The organism is Neobacillus rhizophilus (genome assembly GCF_018343535.1).
GTDB lineage: Bacteria > Bacillota > Bacilli > Bacillales > Cytobacillaceae > Neobacillus > Neobacillus rhizophilus.
Genome location: NZ_JAGYPF010000004.1, coordinates 194,037 through 213,379, shown reverse-complemented (window position 1 = coordinate 213,379; position 19,343 = coordinate 194,037). Strand labels below are relative to the sequence as shown.

General features: G+C 36.3%; 20 protein-coding genes. 4 read left to right on the top strand and 16 right to left on the bottom strand.

Annotated elements, in window-relative coordinates; all coding sequences use genetic code 11:
- Positions 1 to 116: 116 nt before the first annotated feature.
- From KHA99_RS19315 to KHA99_RS19295, 5 genes are all read right to left on the bottom strand, one after another.
- A complete protein-coding gene (locus KHA99_RS19315) occupies positions 117 to 1,043 on the bottom strand; it encodes an AEC family transporter (RefSeq protein WP_213119133.1) in 927 nt (308 codons plus the stop codon).
- A gap of 45 nt (positions 1,044 to 1,088) precedes the next feature.
- Positions 1,089 to 1,397, bottom strand: a complete 309-nt coding sequence (locus KHA99_RS19310) for a hypothetical protein (protein ID WP_213119132.1) — start codon at positions 1,395 to 1,397, stop codon at positions 1,089 to 1,091.
- 793 nt (positions 1,398 to 2,190) lie between these two features.
- Positions 2,191 to 3,063: a LysR family transcriptional regulator gene (locus KHA99_RS19305; RefSeq protein WP_213119131.1), complete on the bottom strand. Its 873-nt coding sequence runs from the start codon at positions 3,061 to 3,063 to the stop codon at positions 2,191 to 2,193.
- Positions 3,064 to 3,201: 138 nt separating this feature from the next.
- On the bottom strand, positions 3,202 to 4,047 hold the full coding sequence (gene pgoN / locus KHA99_RS19300; RefSeq protein WP_213119130.1) for a glyoxal/methylglyoxal reductase: 846 nt from the start codon (positions 4,045 to 4,047) through the stop codon (positions 3,202 to 3,204).
- Positions 4,048 to 4,060: 13 nt separating this feature from the next.
- On the bottom strand, positions 4,061 to 5,284 hold the full coding sequence (locus tag KHA99_RS19295; RefSeq protein ID WP_213119129.1) for an MFS transporter: 1,224 nt from the start codon (positions 5,282 to 5,284) through the stop codon (positions 4,061 to 4,063).
- Between the two features lie 199 nt (positions 5,285 to 5,483).
- On the opposite strand from KHA99_RS19295, the gene KHA99_RS19290 reads away from it, so the two are divergent.
- On the top strand, positions 5,484 to 5,855 hold the full coding sequence (locus KHA99_RS19290) for a winged helix-turn-helix transcriptional regulator (protein WP_213119128.1): 372 nt from the start codon (positions 5,484 to 5,486) through the stop codon (positions 5,853 to 5,855).
- A gap of 129 nt (positions 5,856 to 5,984) precedes the next feature.
- Here KHA99_RS19290 and KHA99_RS19285 read toward each other — a convergent pair.
- Positions 5,985 to 7,147 (bottom strand): IS3 family transposase gene (locus tag KHA99_RS19285; RefSeq protein WP_213117572.1). Its coding sequence is split into 2 segments (ribosomal slippage): positions 5,985 to 6,868 and positions 6,868 to 7,147, totalling 1,164 coding nucleotides; the frame shifts between segments, so codons are not numbered across the junction.
- 178 nt (positions 7,148 to 7,325) lie between these two features.
- Positions 7,326 to 7,493: a YetF domain-containing protein gene (locus KHA99_RS31570; RefSeq protein ID WP_372447619.1), complete on the bottom strand. Its 168-nt coding sequence runs from the start codon at positions 7,491 to 7,493 to the stop codon at positions 7,326 to 7,328.
- A 356-nt stretch (positions 7,494 to 7,849) separates the two neighbouring features.
- On the opposite strand from KHA99_RS31570, the gene KHA99_RS19280 reads away from it, so the two are divergent.
- Positions 7,850 to 8,206, top strand: a complete 357-nt coding sequence (locus KHA99_RS19280) for a DUF3139 domain-containing protein (protein WP_213119127.1) — start codon at positions 7,850 to 7,852, stop codon at positions 8,204 to 8,206.
- Between the two features lie 88 nt (positions 8,207 to 8,294).
- Entirely contained in the window at positions 8,295 to 8,510 is a 216-nt protein-coding gene (locus tag KHA99_RS19275; protein ID WP_213119126.1) for a DUF6366 family protein, read from the top strand.
- Positions 8,511 to 8,622: 112 nt separating this feature from the next.
- Here the strand turns inward: KHA99_RS19275 and pdxR are convergent, their stop codons facing one another.
- Positions 8,623 to 10,074, bottom strand: a complete 1,452-nt coding sequence (pdxR, locus tag KHA99_RS19270; RefSeq protein ID WP_213119125.1) for a MocR-like pyridoxine biosynthesis transcription factor PdxR — start codon at positions 10,072 to 10,074, stop codon at positions 8,623 to 8,625.
- Positions 10,075 to 10,203: 129 nt separating this feature from the next.
- Between pdxR and KHA99_RS19265 the strand changes: the two genes are divergently transcribed.
- Positions 10,204 to 10,821, top strand: a complete 618-nt coding sequence (locus KHA99_RS19265) for a LysE/ArgO family amino acid transporter (protein WP_213119124.1) — start codon at positions 10,204 to 10,206, stop codon at positions 10,819 to 10,821.
- A gap of 208 nt (positions 10,822 to 11,029) precedes the next feature.
- Here KHA99_RS19265 and KHA99_RS19260 read toward each other — a convergent pair whose 3' ends face one another.
- The 8 genes from KHA99_RS19260 to KHA99_RS19225 form a co-directional block, all read right to left on the bottom strand.
- The gene (locus tag KHA99_RS19260) at positions 11,030 to 11,419 is read right to left on the bottom strand and encodes a DUF6262 family protein (RefSeq protein ID WP_213119123.1); all 390 of its coding nucleotides are present in this window, start codon (positions 11,417 to 11,419) and stop codon (positions 11,030 to 11,032) included.
- Positions 11,420 to 13,360: a tyrosine-type recombinase/integrase gene (locus KHA99_RS19255; RefSeq protein WP_213119122.1), complete on the bottom strand. Its 1,941-nt coding sequence runs from the start codon at positions 13,358 to 13,360 to the stop codon at positions 11,420 to 11,422.
- The gene (locus tag KHA99_RS19250) at positions 13,347 to 14,471 is read right to left on the bottom strand and encodes a tyrosine-type recombinase/integrase (RefSeq protein ID WP_213119121.1); all 1,125 of its coding nucleotides are present in this window, start codon (positions 14,469 to 14,471) and stop codon (positions 13,347 to 13,349) included. The genes KHA99_RS19255 and KHA99_RS19250 overlap by 14 nt, the downstream gene beginning before the upstream one ends.
- A gap of 147 nt (positions 14,472 to 14,618) precedes the next feature.
- Positions 14,619 to 15,140, bottom strand: a complete 522-nt coding sequence (locus KHA99_RS19245) for a DUF421 domain-containing protein (RefSeq protein ID WP_213119120.1) — start codon at positions 15,138 to 15,140, stop codon at positions 14,619 to 14,621.
- A 14-nt stretch (positions 15,141 to 15,154) separates the two neighbouring features.
- A complete protein-coding gene (locus KHA99_RS19240) occupies positions 15,155 to 15,667 on the bottom strand; it encodes a DUF3189 family protein (protein WP_213119119.1) in 513 nt (170 codons plus the stop codon).
- An 82-nt stretch (positions 15,668 to 15,749) separates the two neighbouring features.
- Positions 15,750 to 16,733, bottom strand: a complete 984-nt coding sequence (locus KHA99_RS19235; protein ID WP_213119118.1) for a quinone oxidoreductase family protein — start codon at positions 16,731 to 16,733, stop codon at positions 15,750 to 15,752.
- A 114-nt stretch (positions 16,734 to 16,847) separates the two neighbouring features.
- The gene (locus tag KHA99_RS19230; RefSeq protein WP_213119117.1) at positions 16,848 to 18,065 is read right to left on the bottom strand and encodes a CaiB/BaiF CoA transferase family protein; all 1,218 of its coding nucleotides are present in this window, start codon (positions 18,063 to 18,065) and stop codon (positions 16,848 to 16,850) included.
- A gap of 60 nt (positions 18,066 to 18,125) precedes the next feature.
- Positions 18,126 to 19,295, bottom strand: coding sequence for an acyl-CoA dehydrogenase family protein (locus KHA99_RS19225; RefSeq protein ID WP_213119116.1), 1,170 nt, complete (start codon positions 19,293 to 19,295; stop codon positions 18,126 to 18,128).
- Between the last annotated feature and the right edge of the window lie 48 nt (positions 19,296 to 19,343).

Genomic DNA, 19,343 nt, shown 5'->3' with positions numbered 1-19,343 from the left:
TTGGTGAACAGTTTATTATGAATTTAGTGTTATAAATCAGTGAAAAAATTATGGCCGAACCCTTAGAGTTTCGGCATTTTTTATCAAACTAAAAATTATGTGTTAACTAAGACTCCTTATGAAAACATCAAATGAGCAGAAAAAATAACTGTCGTTACTGTCATCATACTGAATATGGTAGACAACAAAACGGCTTGAGCTGCATATTCAGGATGGTTTCCATATTCCAGTGCAAACAGCGAACTATTTCTTGAAGTTGGAAAAGAGCTCGCAATAAACAATGACTGTGCTGTAATACCGTCCAGCTTCAATGTTAAGATGATGATCAATGCCATACACGGTGAAAAAATGAGACGTCCGATCAGGCTTAGAACTAAAGGCAGCGAAAAGCTGCTTATTTTCAGGAATGCGCTTTGTGCGCCAAGAGTAACAAGTGCGATTGCTATAAATGCGTTTGAAGTATTTTCAATAGGGGTCCAGATGAATTCTGGAATTTTTATTGATACTGCATTGAGAAAGACCCCAAACAAAAAAGCGTAGAATACAGGGTTTTTCAAAAATGCTTTGAACGCCTGGAATTTTGCCTTATCAACAGAAACAGAATTAAATAATCCATATGTATAAGTTAAGAGGTTTTGAAATATCATCACCACAACTTGGATCGATAGACCAAGAGGATTTTGCTGAAAAACAACCTGGCTAACTGGTAATCCATAATTACCCGAATTCACTAGTACCACACTGTTTTTAAAAGTGGATGAAAGGCTGCTCTCAAATTTCGCCATTTTTGATATGCCTGTGCTGAAAACCATTAAACAAAGACTTTGTAAGACTAGGAAACTAAGAATTTGCAGGAGTGTATCCCCTCTAATTTTACTCTGATAGACATTGCTAAAACTCACAGCAGGCATGAGGAAATACGTATTTAATTTCGATAAGGTATGCATATCGAATTTAAATTTTCTATGAAGAAAAGCCCCAGCTCCAATAAGGGCAAATATGGGTAAAATAACATACAAAGTGATGTGAAATAAAATGCTCATAAAATAATCCTCTCCATTTAAAGAATGATATCTGTAAATTAACTATTAAGATTCAAATATTTGTATAAAAATGGAATAACCATTGTTATATTCAATTGTTAATGCTAGATCGTACGGTCCATTGCTTTCATCATAAATCTGCTTGATGCCGTTGACCGGTAAGCAAAAATATTTTCCTGTAATTGGTTCACTCGCCGTTATTCTTCCGGATTGAATATGAATTTTTGAGCTTGTAATGTAACTCATAAAACTAAATCCAACTGTCCCCACGATCTCATCCGTCAAGATTGCCTCGATATCTTTCCCTTCTTGCTCCGTTATAAATGTAATAAGTTTCTTTGAATTGTTCTCCAATTACTCTCACCCCTTATCCATTTCATTTTAAAAACAATATCCAAATAGTTGAAATACAAATAAATTATCGACCTTCATTCAAAAAAGGAATGACACCGATTCCTGTTTGGCACCAATGAAAAAAGCCAGACGAACAGCCTGGCACAGTTTCAATGACCTTTTTTCGCGGAATTTCCATTTAATTGGATATACTTTCCGATTTGTTATGGTTACTTTCCAGATTTGATCCGATACTTTCCACTTTGATCATTTTACTTCCACTTTTTCACGAAATACTTGCCAAAATCACCATTTTACTTTCCTACCCATATTTTACGTGGTATTTCACACAAAAAAGCCAGGCGCCCAGCCTGGCTCAGGTAATTTTCAATGACCTTTTTGAAAATTTTCCATTTATTTGGATATACTTTCCGATTTGGTGTGGTTACTTTCCAAATTTGAGCCGATACTTTCCACTTTTATCATTTTACTTCCACTTTTTCACGAAATACTTTCCAAAAACACCATTTTACTTTCCTACCCATATTTTACGTGGTATTTCACACAAAAAAGCCAGGCGCACAGCCTGGCTCAGGTAATTTTCAATGACCTTTTTTGAGGAATTTCCATTTATTTGGATATACTTTCCGATTTGGGGTGGTTACTTCTAAATCCGAACTGATACTTTCCACTTTGATCATTTTACTTCCACTTTTTCACGAAATACTTTCCAAAATCACCATTTTACTTTCCTACCACATATTTCATGCGGAATTTTACGTTAAAAATAGCGTGAGCATTTGCCCACGCTTTTTTAAATAGAAGATTTAAAATCCAATTTTTTCACAAACTCTACAAACTCTTTAATTACTTTGGTCTCAAGAGATTTTTCATGATAGAACATCCATGTTTTTCTTACAATAGGATCCCCTTTTTTATTTTTTAGAATGATCCGGTTAAGGTGTTGATGCTCCTGAATAAGAACACTAGGAAGGATTCCGTATCCCAATCCGTTTAATACCATTTCTTTGCATGTATCGGCTTTATCCACTTCCATGCCTATAAAAGGCGGCTGTGAAAATTCTCCACTCCACCAATTATCAATCATAGTCTTTAATAAGGCATCTGTTTCATATTCAATTCTCGGCAGTTGAGGCAAGTCACGAAGTTCAATTTTTTCTAATGAAGTCACACAGAGATTTTCTTCAAAGAGTAGTATTTTTGAATCTGGCCATTGATAGTCCCCACGGACCATTCCAATATGAACATCTCGATTATATACAAGATTAAACACATCCCTGCTCCATCCCGTGGTAACTTTATAATTTACTTTTGGGAACTGTTCACGAAAAAGCTTTAAAAGGTGTGGCAGCTTGTGCCTGGTTATGTAATTAGAAACCCCTAACCGTAAGGTTCCGCTAACCTCTTCTCCCATATCTATTACTGTATCTTTAATCTGTTGGAGACGACCCAGCATTTCATCCGCACATTGAGCTAAATATTCTCCTTGGGGTGTAAAGTGAACACCTTTCGTTCCCCGTTTGACAATTTCGACTTGATATTCTTTTTCTATTTGTTGAATTTTTTTCGTTAATGATGGTTGGGATATATATAAACTCTCAGCCGTTTTCGTGATATTCTTTTTTTCGTATAGAACCTTTAAGATTATCCAGTCCTGTTCATCCATTATCTCTATTACCTCTTATTTCCAAAATCATTAAATCACTATTAATATTACCATATTAAAAATAAGGAAAATAAGATATTTTATTATTTGTAAACTAAACAAGGACCCATCTTCATGATGAGTCCCAAATCGGTATATTTAAAAATCAAAATTGTCTGGGTCTGGACCGACACGGTGATTCTGGTTCAAGCCATCAATTCGTTTCATGTCTTCTTCTGTTAACATAAAATCGAATACTGACGCGTTTTCAACAATGCGATGTTCTTTTGTTGATTTTGGAATCGTCACAACGCCATTCTGTAAATCCCAGCGTAAAATCACTTGTGCAACTGATTTTTTATACTTATCAGCGATTTCTTTCAGCACATAGTTATCCAGTAATTGGCCTTGCATGAGCGGAGACCAAGCCTCCAGCTGAATGCCTTGTTCCACGCAAAACGCTTGAAGCTCTTTTTGAGTCAAACGCGGATGGTACTCCACTTGGTTCACCATGGGGATGATTTCCGCGCCTTTCATTAATTCCTCTAGATGATGAACGTGAAAATTACTTACTCCGATTGCTCTGACTCTGCCTTCTTTATAAAGAGTCTCTAAAGCTTTCCAAGACTCTCTATATTTACCTTCTACAGGCCAGTGAATGAGGAATAAATCCAGGTATTCTAAACCGAGTTTATTTAAGCTTTTTTCGTAGGCTGCGATTGTTGAGTCATACCCTAAATCAGCATTCCAAACCTTCGAGGTTACAAATAAGTCTTCTCTGGCAATGCCTGCCTCTTTCAAACCTTCCCTGATACCTTGTCCGACTCCTTCTTCATTTCCGTAAATAGCTGCTGTATCAATGCTGCGATACCCATGCTTAATCGCTGTTTTTACTGCCTCAACCAGTTCCGGACCTTCTTCTACTTTAAACACTCCGATGCCAAACCAAGGCATTTGTACGCCGTTCTTTAAAGTTGTTGTAGCTTTTAAATTTTTTGCTGTCATAAGAAATTACCTCCTAATTGTATTGAAAAAATTGTTTTCGATTTGTGTCAGCTGTTTTTTCATCTTTGCGCTCCAGAGCTCTGCTCCAGCCTGTTAAAATCACTGCTCCTGCTACCATCAATGCCCCTATCCAAGGCGTATGAATGAGCCCGATTGAATCCGTTATTACCCCACCTAAGTATGAACCAATTGCGATTCCTGCGTTAAATGCGGCAATGTTAATGGCAGAAGCAACATCTACTGCACTCGGTACAAAACGTTCAGCCAACATTACGACATAGACCTGAAGTCCAGGCACATTCATAAAAGCTAATAAGCCCATCAGGATGATGGTTATGAGGGCAGCAGTCTTATATGGTGCAGTGAACGTTAAGATAAATAGAACGATGGCTTGTAGGATAAACATATAAAATAATGCGGCAATCGGCTTTCGGTTTGCTGCCTTCCCGCCAATAACATTTCCGATTGCAATTGCAACACCGTATACAAGCAAAATCACAGCAACTGTTCCTTCTTTAAAGCCTGTTATTTCTTGAAGCAGTGGAGATAAATACGTAAAGACAACGAACGTCCCACCATATCCTAATGCTGTAATCGCAAATAAAAGTACTAATCGGCCATTTGACAATAATTTGAACTGATCGCGAAATGCTGTACGAACGCCTTTACGTAACTGAGATGGAACAAGGATGCTAGTAGCAATAAAAGCAATGATTCCAACTGCCACTATTACCATAAATGAGGTTCTCCACCCAAATTCTTGGCCGATGAACGTACCGAAAGGAACACCTGTAATGGTAGCGACTGTGAGCCCTGTAAACATAATGGCAATAGCGCTTGCCCTGCGGTTTTCAGGTACTAAATCGGCGGCAATAGTAGATCCAATCGACATGAACACCCCATGTGAAAATGCGGAAAGAACACGGGCAACTAATAAAACACCTATACTTTCAGCACCGGCTGCAATGCTGTTGCCTATAATAAAAACAATCATGATCCAAAGTAATAAAGACTTTCGTGACATACTAGATGTAAAAGACGTTAGGATCGGCGCCCCAAATGTTACCCCTAATGCATATAAAGAAACTGTTAATCCAGCTGTTGTAACCGAGATTTGTAAATCTTTCGCAATCAGCGGCAATAAACCTACACTGATAAATTCTGTTGTTCCAATTGCAAATGCGCTCACTGCCAATGCCAAGAGCGCTAATGTACTCTTTTTTTTATCAAAGGACATAATATGGTTCCCCTCCTGAACACAGTATGGTTGTATTATTTAATCTGCTAGCAGATACATATTGAATATGTTGAAGTTTGACCGGCACATGTTATTATGGAACATATCAGTCTAATAGAAAAGAACGTACTTTAAAGTGCCATAGGCACCAAAGAGTGCGATAGGTACTTTTTAGTACCTATGAAATTGGAGGTACACCATGAATAATAAGAAGTATAATATTGCCGTTGAAGCCACATTGGAAGTTATTGGAGGAAAATGGAAGTGTGTCATCCTTTGCCATCTTACACACGGCAAAAAACGTACAAGCGAATTAAAACGCCTGATGCCAAATATTACACAAAAAATGTTAACGCAGCAATTACGTGAACTGGAGGATGACGGGGTCATAGACCGAATCGTCCATAATCAAGTACCACCGAAAGTGGAATATGAACTTAGTGATTATGGATTAAGTCTGAAAGGTATACTTGATTCATTATGTGCTTGGGGAGAAAACCATATTACAAAGGTTTATGGGGACAAATTCGCCGTTTTGGAGGAAAATGTACTTAATGATCATTTAAGGTAAGATGATTTTTTTGAAAGGAAATTCGGTTCAAAAGACTTACGATACTTGGTTTATGTATCACATATTTCAAATAAAAAGCCAGGATTTCTGAACTGACCTATTAAAATGAGACAACGAAAAAGCACCAATTTATGCTGCCTGTTCCCTAAACTCAATAGGGGACAGGTAGTTTAATTTTGCCTGAAGTCGTGTTTGATTATAATGATTGATGAACTTCTCAACTCTTTCGATTACAATAGAATTTGTAAGAAACTCTCTTCCTTGAGAGTAGAATTCTTCCGACTTTATGGTGGAGTGGAAGGATTCAATAACGGCATTATCCAAGCAATTGCCTTTCCTGGACATGCTTGTGGTAATGCCTTTTTCTTTTGCTATTCTTTGAAATGAATGGGACGTATACTGAGCTCCCTGATCGCTATGTAATATTAAGCCACTCGTATCACGGCCTTCTACAGCGTCTTTTAATGTGTTTACCACTAAAGACACATCTTGGCTGGTACTAATTCGGTATGCGATTATTTCATTATTAAATAAATCCATGATTGTACTTAAATACAACATAGATTGGCCGAATGGCAGATAAGTAATATCTGTAACCCATTTTTCATTTGGTTTAGAAGAAGTAAAATTTCTATTTAAATGGTTAGGGACTACTATCTTAATTTCTCCAGCTATATTATTCTTACGTTTAGGCTTCACCTGGCATTGGAGATTATATTTTTGCATAATACGTTGGACAGTATTTCGGTTAACTTTCCTTTTATAATCACGTAATAACCAGGCTTTAACTGTCCGATGACCAATTAAAAATTTATGACGTTTACAAATTTCAGTGATTTGTATTTCGAGTTCAGTTTTACCTTTTGGACCTTGATTCCTCCATCTATAGTAAGTTGATTTCGGGATACCTAGGCACCTACAAAGAAAGGTTACAGAATATTTTTCCTTTAATTTTTCAACTAAGGTAACTACAGCTTCTGGAACCAACTCCTCTCGATTTCTTGGTACTTTTTTAAAATTTCTAATTGTGCCTTTAAATACTCATTTTCTCTCTTTAATTTTTCCATATCAGATAATTCTTCGGGACCCTTCCCATAACTGTACTGTTTACCAATCCCCTGTGCCAAACGATATTTTTGTCCTTCACGATACCACTGCATCCACCTTTTGACCTGAGTAACATTTGTTATTCCAAATTTGTCCATAATCTCACGGTTTGAATACTCACCACTTAATTTCATCTCAATAACAGCCATTTTAACTTCTTCTGAGTAAGCATTTTTCTTCCCCATAAGAAAACACCTCCTGAGTTACGTATTATTTAAATACGATCCAGGGGGTGCTTTTTCCTTTGTCTTATTTAACTAGGTCTCTTCATTCCTCCTGGCTTTTTATTTTAATAGTATTCAGAAAAAAGTGATGTACCGAAATCTAGCTTTAATGAAATAAATTGAAGGGATGGGATTATTTTTATTGCATGCGAAGCAATTCAATATATAAATTTCCTTTTGTCCCCATTACAGCATATGAAATGTCATTAACAGCAAGTTTTCTCCTTTTAAGCTCAGTCATTATCCATTCTTCGTCATAGCCGTTTTCGGTTAAATTTGCATATAAGATTTCCCCATCATAGATCATCTCATTAGATAACTGTAATTAAAAAAATAAACAACAGAATACAAAAGGGTTCTCCCCATGTTTATATGTAATTAACGAGTGTTATGGGAATAAACTGATGCATGTGTTGGCAGTATGTTTATAAATCTTTATGAATCATTACATAGAAGCTAACCTGAATAAACACTAATATTTATTCATATTCGAAAAGCGAAGCTTACTGAACTAACGGGAAATTTAGTTCAATAAGCATTCATACTATTTTTAGGAATTAATGTTATTATATAGGAAACACAAGGCTATAAGGGGTAAACGCTTTATTGTGGAATTAATGAACTTAAAGATAGTGAACAAAAAATTCAAGGGGGAGTATTAGATTGAAAAGAACGAGGAAGATTTTTCGCGTCACTCTACTGGTGTTATTAGTAGGAATAATAATTGTCCCGATAATCACAATCCAAACAAATAAATTTATCTACAAAAATAGAGTATCTAATTACCTAGTTGAAGAGGAAGGCATTGATAGAGACGATATAGAATCTATTAAAGGAAAATGGGGTTTTAAACTCCCGTCATATTATGTAATTGTAACTTTTAAAAATGAGCCACAAGTTGAGTATATATACTTTGCACAAGATAATGATGTATTTCAATCTAATTACAAACTCAACGAACAAGGACAGAAAGAAGGTATTAAAGAGGAAGATTTAAAGAATCTTAATCCCCGTTATTAAACTAAAGGGTGCGATTGTTGAATATGTTAATGGATTTTAGTGGTTAAATTTATAAGGAAAGATTGTTTAATTTATAGGGGGTGTTTAAATGCAAGACAACAAAGAAACTCCTGAACAAAAAAGAGAGATATTAAGACAACAAGAATTAAAAGGTAATCCAACAGGCAATCTGAACGATGCTTTTAACAGAGCAAACAATGGCAGTCTTGTTGATTTGGTTGGTAGTTTGGGATGGAAAGGTACTGGAATACTTATTCTTGTAATAATATTAGGGATTATAATATATTCCGTCTTTTTTTACTAACGGGGTGCATTACTTAAAGTTCCGGCTGCGGTTACAGCCGGCTTTTTTTCTTCAACTAAAGAGCAGTTTAGTTAAACAAAGAATCGAGGTATAAGGGCTACAAATGTAGCCCTTATTTGGTTATTGTTTTAACAATTTTTGATAAGCGTTTAAGACCATCCTCGATATTCGGAAGAGAAGCAAATGAATAGGAGATTCGCAGATATTGTTCAGCTTGATTATCATAAACATTTCCTGGATTCAGTAGTATTCCTTCTGAAAGTGCAACTTCAAATAATTTTCTCATAGAGAGTGTCGGTAACAAACGCAACCAAATATAAAATCCTCCAATTGGTTTTTCCCAAACTGCAATATCAGAAAAATACTTATTCAAAATATCTAAAGTAAAATCTCTTCGAGTTTTTAGTTGTTCTCTTACATCATTAAGATGTGTAGAGTAAAGTCCACTGGAGAACCATTCTACTGCTGCCCACTGTGATAAAGAGCTAGAACCATAGTCGGTTTGCATTTTAATATCAGCTAAGTGCTCAACTACTGGTTCTGGACCAACAATCCATCCAATACGAAGACCAGGACTTAAAGATTTAGATAAACTTCCCAAATAAAGGACAAGTCCATGTTTGTCAAAAGCCTTAATTGGTTTTGGTGAATGTTCATCAAACCATAATTCTCGGTAGACATCATCTTCAATCAAGGGTAGTTGTTCTTGTTGACAATTATCCAGCAATTGTTTCCGTCTTTCAACAGTCATTAAGGTACCAGTTGGATTATGAAATGAAGGAATAGTATAGAGTAAAGCAGCTTTCTGTTGTTTTTTATATTGTTGAATCAGATTGGCTTGAATACCTTCTTTATCCAGTGGGATGCCCGTTAAACGCATACCCGCTGACTGGAAGACATTTAAAGAATGAAGATATGATGGCTTTTCTGTTAATACGGTAGAACCCCTATGCAATAAACCGACACTAATAAGCTGTAGAGCTTGTAATGCTCCTGATACGATTAAAATGGAAGAAGGAGAAGCAGAAATCCCAATTGTATTTAAATAGTTGCTTATCTGTTCTCTTAAGGGGAGCAACCCCTTAGGCTCTTCATATCCGTAAGAAATTTCCTTATACGACAATTGATGAAATATTTCTTTCATCATTGTACTCGGAATAAGATTTGGTGATAATTCTCCAGTTCCGAGGCGAATTATACCAGGAATAAATTCTGCTTGATTTATTTCTTGATTCGTTGGCAAGTTGGGCTTGTGATTTCCTACCTTTACATATGAATTCCAATCGGGGGGAGGGTTAGTCGCTAACAAGTTCCAAGTATTGTTTACCACTCTGGTTCCACTGCCGCTTTTTCCTTCAATAAGTCCTTCAGCTATTAATTCATCATATGCAGTTACAACTGTACTTCTATTTACTTCGAACTCTTTTGCTAAAGTACGTTGGGGAGGGAGCCTATATCCTATTGTCCATTCACCATTTGATATTTTTTCTTTAATATAATCAGTTATCTGCTTATGTAATGGTACTGAAGATGATTTATTTGGTTTCCAATCGGTTGTAAACATCAAAAAGTTCTCCTTTTTGTAAACTATTATATTACTTGGTTGGTTTGGTTTCCACCCAATTGGTAGGAGACAAAGACAACATTTCAACTACAATTGACTTTGGAGCATAAAAAGAAAGGGGAATTTTTGATGTTCGAACCATTTATTCATGGGTTTATTCTTGCAATTGGATTAATTCTACCACTGGGTGTCCAAAATGTTTTTATTTTTAACCAAGGGGCACTACAACCACGATATATGAATGTTTTACCCGTGGTTATAACAGCTTCCCTTTGCGACACCCTGTTAATTTCAATATCTGTTCTAGGCGTTTCCTTACTGATTTTAAGTTCCTTTTGGATGAAAGTCATTTTAATCACAGGAGGGGTTATTTTTTTAGTGTATATGGGATGGACCACATGGAATAGTAAACCAAATAGTCAAAGAAATTCTGAGGAAATTAAATTTTCTTTAAAGAAACAAGTATTATTTGCAGCATCTGTTTCTTTATTAAATCCACATGCAATCATGGACACTGTGGGGGTAATTGGAACCAGTTCATTACAATACCAGGGAGAAGAAAAAATAATATTTACTGTTACATGTATTATGGTTTCATGGATTTGGTTTATTGGGCTTTCAATGGTTGGTAGAATCATAGGGAAAATTGATAAGTCTGGAAACTTTTTGTCGATTCTTAATAAAATATCTGCCTTAATCATGTGGGCGGCAGCAGTTTATCTTGTTTTTTCCTTTATTAATAAATAGAACAATTAATAAGGTTTAGACTAAGATTGTGAAGTATTGTACTTAAGCTAAAGGGGGCTTTAGCGCAATAAGGAGTAAAAATAAAGAGCCAAAAATATGCAAGTTTTTATGCACTACTTGCGTATTTTGGCTCTTTTTACATTCTTAAAACATACTGACGTTTATAGCATTTTTTAATTGCCAAATACAATTGATGAGAACCTTTATTTTATATTTGTTCGTAAATATTACCCAAATATTGTTGTAATTGTTTAGTCAATTCTTTATTCTTCATTTCTAAATCTTTTATTCTCATTCTTAAAATTTCTATTAGAGCATCTTTGCTTTGGTCACTCATGTTCCGTTTTATCGTTTTTGGATTACTTACATTTTCTTGTTGTTTTCGTAAAGTTTCGATTCGTTCTCTTATTTCTTTGTTGTTGTAAAGAAATGGTTTTGATACTTTTGCTGCTGCTGCCACTGAATTGAAATTAATTAATTCTTTGTTCTTAATCATTTTTTTTATTGCCAATTCAACTTTCTCATGTGAAATCCGGCTTTTTGATTGTGCGTGTTTAAGTAAGTTACCAGTATTATTTTTAGGAGTATTGTTTGCCATTTAATTAATTCCTTTCAGACGTTCTCTCATTGCTTTTCCGGCTGGATGATGTATTTTACCAATAGCTAATGTATTTCGAATTTCAGTAAGTCTTTCTTTTCTTTTTTGGTTTTTTTCATTCCAAATAGGCATATCCTTTGTTCGCTCTATTAAACTATCTAAGTTATTAATTTCAGCATCAAATTCTGGCAGATTATCTGGTGTTGTACAAAAGTTTGTGCATGTTAGACAAGGTGTTTCTACATATGGGCAGCCCATTTTTTTTGAAGCCATGCAATAACCCATCGGCACTTTTGCTGCTTCTAAATTACTACGTATGTATTCCCATTCCAAGGAATCCTCATCGCCAACTTCAGAAATCGTACCTTGGTTAATGTCTATTTTTAATAAATTGGATTTTTCTTTTGCTTTAATCCATTCTTTCCTTAAAGTATCATCAGTTATCTTTGCATAAACCAAAGTCATTTCAGGAGAGGAATGTGCCATCCATTTTTGTATATGGAGAATACTCATTCCTGCGTTTACAAGTTCTATACCTTTGGTATGGCGAAATGCGTGATTTCTAAAGTAATAAGGCTTTCTATCGTATCCAACTATTCTATAATTGGTTGCCCATTTATTAAGTGCATTCGAAACGGAAACAGCTAAGATTGGTAAACCTCTTCTTTTTCCTTTTAAAGTTGGAAACAAGTATTTTTGTGGGTTATTCTCAGATGTAGAATTCTTCTTGGTCGTTTCTACAACAGCCTGTATCATTTTAGCAACTTCCTCGTCAATTGGAACTCGATGAGACTTCACATCTACCTTTGGTATGTCACCTTGTAAGTACCATCCATTGTTATAATACAAACAGTTATGGTAACGTAAATTTAAAATATCACTAATGCGCCAACCAGTTCTTAAAAGTAAAATAACAATAGGGATTTTATCTGCATCACTTTCCGACAATGGGGGAAATAATTCCTCTGGAGATGTGTTTAAAAAGCTTTCTAATTGTGCTATTACATCTTCCGGAATATGTTTGATTTTATTATTATCCTGATTTCTTTTTGGAAAATCTTCTTTAAACAACAATGTATTTAAAGACTTTCTTGGACCTAATTCATTTTCAGTTCTTTCCAGATGTTCGAGAAAATCACGAATATTTATTAAATCTCGTTCAAAACTATATTCAGAATCACTTCTATATGAGCGTAAATAACTCATATAATCTTCCATCTCTTTTCTTGTTAATCCATTTAAGCTTTTCCAATCGGGATTTTGATTAAGAATATACTTTAAAAAGAAATTTACTGTTCTTAACTTAGCATTTATGGTTACTTGCGATTCATTAGTGCTGACTTTATATTTACAATAAGATTTAATTAGTTCTTTAAACAAAGCAGGGGTATTGGTGAAATTTAGTTTATAACTAGTCCTATTTTTTGTGAATTTTGCTCCTGGTATTTTTCTAAAATCCCAAATGTCTTTTTCGAACTCGTCACGTTCATCATAATAATCCTGAAAAAAAGAGATAATCCGCTTTAAAAGTTCTGTTCTTGGCGTATAATCTTTTAAGCCCTTATCAAAAAGGTACATTTTCCACTTCTTTACGCCGTTTTCCGGTATATCCACGAAACCCTCGATGTAAGGGTAGTATTTTTTTAAAAATCCTTTTAAATGACTAAAATCACAGGCATGAGAAATTAATGTGTTTAATGTTATCTCTCCAGTTTTTAACTTTGTTAAATAGTAAAATTTTAATTCTATCTTTAAGGGAATAATAAAATCAGAAAAATTAACATAACGCCTTTTTAGAGGCTCAGTATATTTACCAAATTGCATTAAATTTTCACTTTTTAAATCCCACTTATCCGTTTCCCAATAACCACTTACTTCAATATTTATTTCATTATTTCTTTCTAACAAACGCAAGATTGATGGTGCATTACCTATCGACATCGTTAGTTCCTCTTTTCTTTTTTTGCACAGCTTTTTCCCAGTCTTCGCGAACATCCTCTTCGCTAACTTGTATGTAAATATTAGTAGTTTGAATATGTTTATGACCAGCACGTTCTTTAAGAGTTTCCGGTCTCATTTCACCGGTTCTCCATAACTCTGTTAGAGACGTGTGACGAAACATGTGAGGTGTTATGTTAATGCCAGTTTTCCTTTTTAAATTATTGAATAATCCATTTACCGTTGTATATGTCATTGGTTGATTCCTGTTTTCTCTATGTAGTTTGATAAAAACAAAGTCGGTATCAACATCTTCTGTATGATATTCTAGAACGTATGAACTATATAAGTTTATTAGCTCTTGTGAACAGTCAATAGTTCTTTCGCTATTAACAGTTTTAATTTCTGCCATATTCTCTTGTTCTCCACGGTCTTTAATGTGAATTTTACGTAATCCAGGCACAATATCAGAAAATCTAAGTGATAAAGCCTCTCCGATTCTCATTGAAGTTTCATAAAGTAGGTAAAGAAGGAATTTATCCCGTGAATTGTTACAGGCATTTAAAAGTGTTTCAACTTGTTCTGGAGTCAAAATTTTCAATCGTTGTTTTGGTACTTTAATCTTTAAGGTATTAACTAAGTTCACTTTATTTTTACTTATATGATGAAGAAGACTCTTATAATTGCTTCTATTTCCTGAAACTTGTCTTTTGAATTTATCATTAATTGTTAAAGAGAATTCTTCATGTTTCAATAAATAATCATAGAATTCCAGTATGCAATTTAAACAGTTATTAATAGTTCTCGCACTTCTTTTTGATTCTTGTACTTCTTTTAAACTTAGAACCTTTGTGTTTTGATGTGGGTTTTGAAGCCAACTTACAAACTCAGCTAATAAATCCATATTCACTTCGTTATACGAGCACTGCTTCTGCTCTAAAAACTCAAAAAAAAGTTTAAGGTCATAACAATATCGACGCAGTGTATTTCTTGCAAAACTCATATTATCTTTGAATTTTAGAAATCTTGCTACAGGAACAACAACTTCGCCAAAACCATTTATTAGTACATATCTTTCTTTATTTTGTTTTGTTATGATAGGTTGAACCTTCATATAATTCACTCCTTCATAACCGTATTTTTAAAAATAATCTCGTTTCCCTTGTTTACTTAAAAAATAATTTTAGTTATGAAGTGAAAATAAAAAAGAAGAGATAGTTTTCTCTTCATTGTTTCCTTTGTTTCATATTGTTTTGAAACTCTAATTATCTACTGGTATATTCCTTGTTGGTGAAAGTAAATTTAAATCCTGCTTGGTCGCATTTTGGTATTTCTCTTTTTTTAATATAGAGAGTGACCCATTTGTCTCTAAAATAGCGCACTCCACCTCTTCTACGTTAAAGATATCTTTAGCACGTAAAGCCTGTTTAAGAGATTGCAGTGAATAACCCATTTGCTCCATGGACTGTTCAAGAATTTGTCCGTTTTGAATTAAGGTGGCCGGTTCACCTGCAATCCATTTCCCTATGCGCGACTTTTGAACAGCAACCCAATTTAGCATAAAAACAATGGTACCCATTAAAATAATCGCAATAATAAAATACAGGAATTTCACCTTAACATTGAATGCTAGATTTCCTGCAATTGTTCCCATCGTAATTGAAGCAATATAAAGATGATAGGACCTCTGTGCAATCGTCTGTTTACCGAGAACCATGACAAATAACCATAATAAAATAAAAGCGGTAAATGTCCGTAAGATGACTTCAATAGCCCCTTGCATTGCTGTTTCTCCCATTACTTATACATTTCATTGTCTAAAATAATCACATTTTCATTGAATGGGGTTTTTCCGACTTGTTTGGTGTTTTCCACCAACCGATAAATATTATCGCAGCATTGCTTGGCACCTCTCACTAGTAACGGTACACCAATAAAGTCTATCTTTAAGCCTCTAGAAAAAAATCCCCCAAAAGACATAGAAAGCGGAACGGTTGGTGAGGTATTGGAAAAAACGATTTTTTCTTCAAACTGAAATTTCTCTTGAAGTAGTAAAATCATCTCCTTCATCGCTGGTACAACGAGTTTGTTTCTTTTCCGGCCAATCGTATAAACTTTGTTCCCATCCTCATCCGTACCATGAAAAATGAGTTTTCCAAAATCCTTTTTCGTAAGTTTGTTAAAATATTTCACATTTAATATTTCTTCGGTAGTTAGTTTTCTTTCCGATTGAGGTAATTGTTTTAAATGATAGGCCGCAGCCAAAGAAGTAGTATGTGTGCCGCCATAGTCATTATAAATATAAATCATGGGAATTCCCCTTAAATATTTTATTTATATTTAATATGGGTATTTATTCCTCTTTTTAACCAAAGTAATAGGTATGAACTAATTAAAAATTTGGATCAACATTCAATATTATTTTTCCTATACTTAGCCTATTTTCCATAAGGTTATGGGCCTCTGCCGCTTCTTCCAACTTGTACTCATGTCCCACTTTAATATTCAGCTGATTATTCACTATAAGAGGAAAAACTTCTTCAGCTGTTTCTTTTAATAAATGCGGCCTTAACTTTCTCGTTGTCCCTAGACTAAAACCCAATACATTTCTGCAGCTAGCATGTAAATCAACCGTTTTTATTGTTCCTACATGGCCGCTGGAATTACCGAAGTGGACCAGCCTGCCATATGGCGCTAAACAATTGAAGCTATTTTCCGTGACGGCTCCAGAAATGGAGTCGAGAACAATATCCACACCCTGCCCATTGGTAATCTCATTTACAATGGGAGCGAAATCTTCCTCCTCATAGCAAATAACGAAGTCCGCTCCACATTCTTCAGCCAATCTTATTTTATCCCTGCTGCCGACAGTCCCAATGACCTTTGCTGCTCCCAATATCTTGGCAACTTGTATGGCAGTTGTCCCTACTCCGCCAGCAGCCGAATGAACTAATACCGTTTCTCCCTTTTGAATGGCAGCGATATTTTTCAATAAACGATAGGACAAAAAAGACACAATCGGACAAGCTGCTGCTGTCTTGAAATCCAATTCATCCGGGATGGTAAAGACTAATTGATCCGATGCCACCACATATTCCGCATAAGAACCATTTTTCGGGAAGGCGATGACTCTTTGTCCTTCTTCAAGCCCCGATACCTTGCTCCCTATCTTTTCAATAAAGCCTGTGGCATCTAGACCTGGGATAAACGGTAGTGTTGCTCCTTTTTGCCCGTATCTTGATTTAATATCGGCAAAATTCACACTCGTTTTCACAACTCTAATTAATACTTCATTGTCAGCTATAACTGGCATTTCAACATCTTTGTATTTTAGGTTTTCTGTACCGCCAAAGCCGGTGACAACAATTGCTTTCATTACGGTTTCCCCTCTCTGTCCCCTTTTACATTTACTGTATTTCCTGCCAATTAGTGTTGTCAACAAGAAAACGAACGCCCACTGCCTACAATTTGGCAGTGGGTTCCTTGGAAACTATTTATGCGATTCTAGCTTTTTAGCGTCTATTTGGATGGTCCCATCATTTAAAAGCTGTTCTATTTGTTCTTTGTTGTAACCAAGCTTGTTTAATATCTCCTCTGTGTTCCCGCCCAGTTTAGGTGGAGCCTTTTGAATGGACACAGGTGAACTGCTAAGCTCAAAAGGAAGTCTTGGCAGTTTGAAGTCTTTAATAGTTGAGTGTTCAACATCAGTCCACATCTGGATCGCTTCTGTCTGCTGATCCTGGACTACTTCTGATATTTTCTTCACCTTTGAGCTTGGGACTCCTGCATCTACTAATAGCTGTACCCACTCATCCGCCGTTTTAGCTTGGAGAATGTTTTCAATCGCCACTCTTAAATTTTCTCGATGCTCCACTCGCTCAGGGTTATTTTTGTAGCGCGGATCCTCAACCCATTCTTCCTTTCCGAGTACCTTGCATAAACGTTTGAATAAGGAATTATTGGAGATTCCAATAATCACAGGTGCGTCACTTGCGTGGAAGGCCCCATACGGTGCAAACGCCGTATGTCCGGCACCATTTTTCTTAGGCTCCGTACCTGTCGCAAGCCATGACAGCATATGATAGCCGACCCAGAAGACCCCAGTTTCATAAAGGGAAGTAGTGACTAATTGTCCTTCTCCCGTCTTTTGTTTATGAAAAAGTGCCGAAATCACCCCAATCGCTCCCCACATCGCACTCCCTTGATCGAGGACTGAAACTGGAACACGGGCAATCTCTGCCCCTTCCGCACCGTTAATTCCAATAATGCCGGAATCTGCTTGGGCAATGGCATCGTAACCGGGGCGGTCACAAAGAGGGCCATCTTGGCCGTAGGCTGATAAGGAACAATACACCAACGAAGGATTCAGTTCTTTTAGTCTCTCATAACCAAGGCCCATTTTTTTCGCTTTTTGAAAGCGGAAGTTTTCTACAAAAACGTCTGCAGTCTTGACAAGGTCGTAGACAATCTCTCGGCCGCTTTCCTTTTTTAAATCGATGACGATCGATTGTTTATTACGGTTGATATGAAGGAAATAAACACCTTCCCCTTCCCAAAAAGGACCCATTCCTCTCGAATCGTCACCAATATCAGGTCTCTCAATTTTAATAATTTCTGCACCTAAATCAGCTAGAATCATCGTTAAACTTGGCCCTGAAACATTTGTTGTTACATCCACTACTCTAATACCGCTTAGTGGTCCTGGCATCTTGGCTCCCCCTTTTCAAAGAGAGGACCCTTTTTTAAAAAAGGTCCTCCTGATGTTGTTTTAGAATGAACGTGGTAATCCAAGGACATGCTGTCCAACAAAACTTACAACCAGGTTATTGGTAATCGGTGCTACGATGAATAGACGTGCTTCCCTAAATTTCCGTTCGATGTTGTATTCTTTTGCGAAACCATATCCGCCGAATGTGTCCATTGCGGCATTCGCTGCGCGCCATGTAGCTTCGGATGCAAGATATTTTGACATGTTCGCCTCGGCCCCGCAATCCATTCCAGCATCAAACATTTCAGCAGCCTTATCTCTCATCAATTTAGCGGCTTGGATATCCATATAGCCTTTAGAAATTGGGAATTGAACCCCTTGGTTTTTCCCAATTGGACGGCCAAATACTTCGCGCTCATTGGCATATTGGACCGCTTTATCAACAAAGTACATGCCATCACCAATGGATTCAGATGCAATGAGAATTCTCTCTGCATTCATTCCGCCTAACACATAGCGGAATCCTTTTCCTTCTTCCCCGATTAGATTTTCAACCGGGATTTCCGCTCCTTCAAAAAATACTTCTGTAGTCGCATGATTGATCATCGTATCAATCGGGCGGATGTCGATTTTATCCGCTTGTTCCTTCATGTCTAAAATAAACAGGCTCAACCCGTCAGTCTTTTTTGCTACTTGGTCTTTTGGTGTCGTTCTAGCCAATAACAACATTAAGTCGGAATGCGCCGCTCTTGATGTCCAGATTTTTTGACCATGAACCACGTATTTGTCTCCAACTCTTTCAGCAAAGGTTTGGATGCTGGTTGTATCGCTTCCAGCGGTAGGTTCGGTGATGCCGAATGCTTGCAGGCGAAGTTCCCCGCTTGCGATCTTAGGAAGATATCTTCGTTTCTGGTCCTCATTCCCATGGCGGAGAAGAGCGCCCATGGTATACATTTGGGCGTGGCAGGCACCGGAGTTTCCGCCTGAGCGATTGATCTCTTCTAAAATGATGCAAGCTTCCGTCATTCCTAGTCCAGCACCGCCGTATTCTTCAGGAATTAATACGGATAACCATCCCTCTTCGGTTAGCGCTTGGACAAAGGCGGTAGGATAAGCATCTTTTTCATCAGTTTCCCGCCAGTATTCCTCCGGAAAGCGCTCACATAAAGCTCGAACGCTTTTCCGAATCATTTCGTGTTCTGTGTTTTCTACTAGTTTTGTATTTGTCATTTTTATATACCTCCACGATCATTTTTTAATGGTTTGCATAGTACTGTT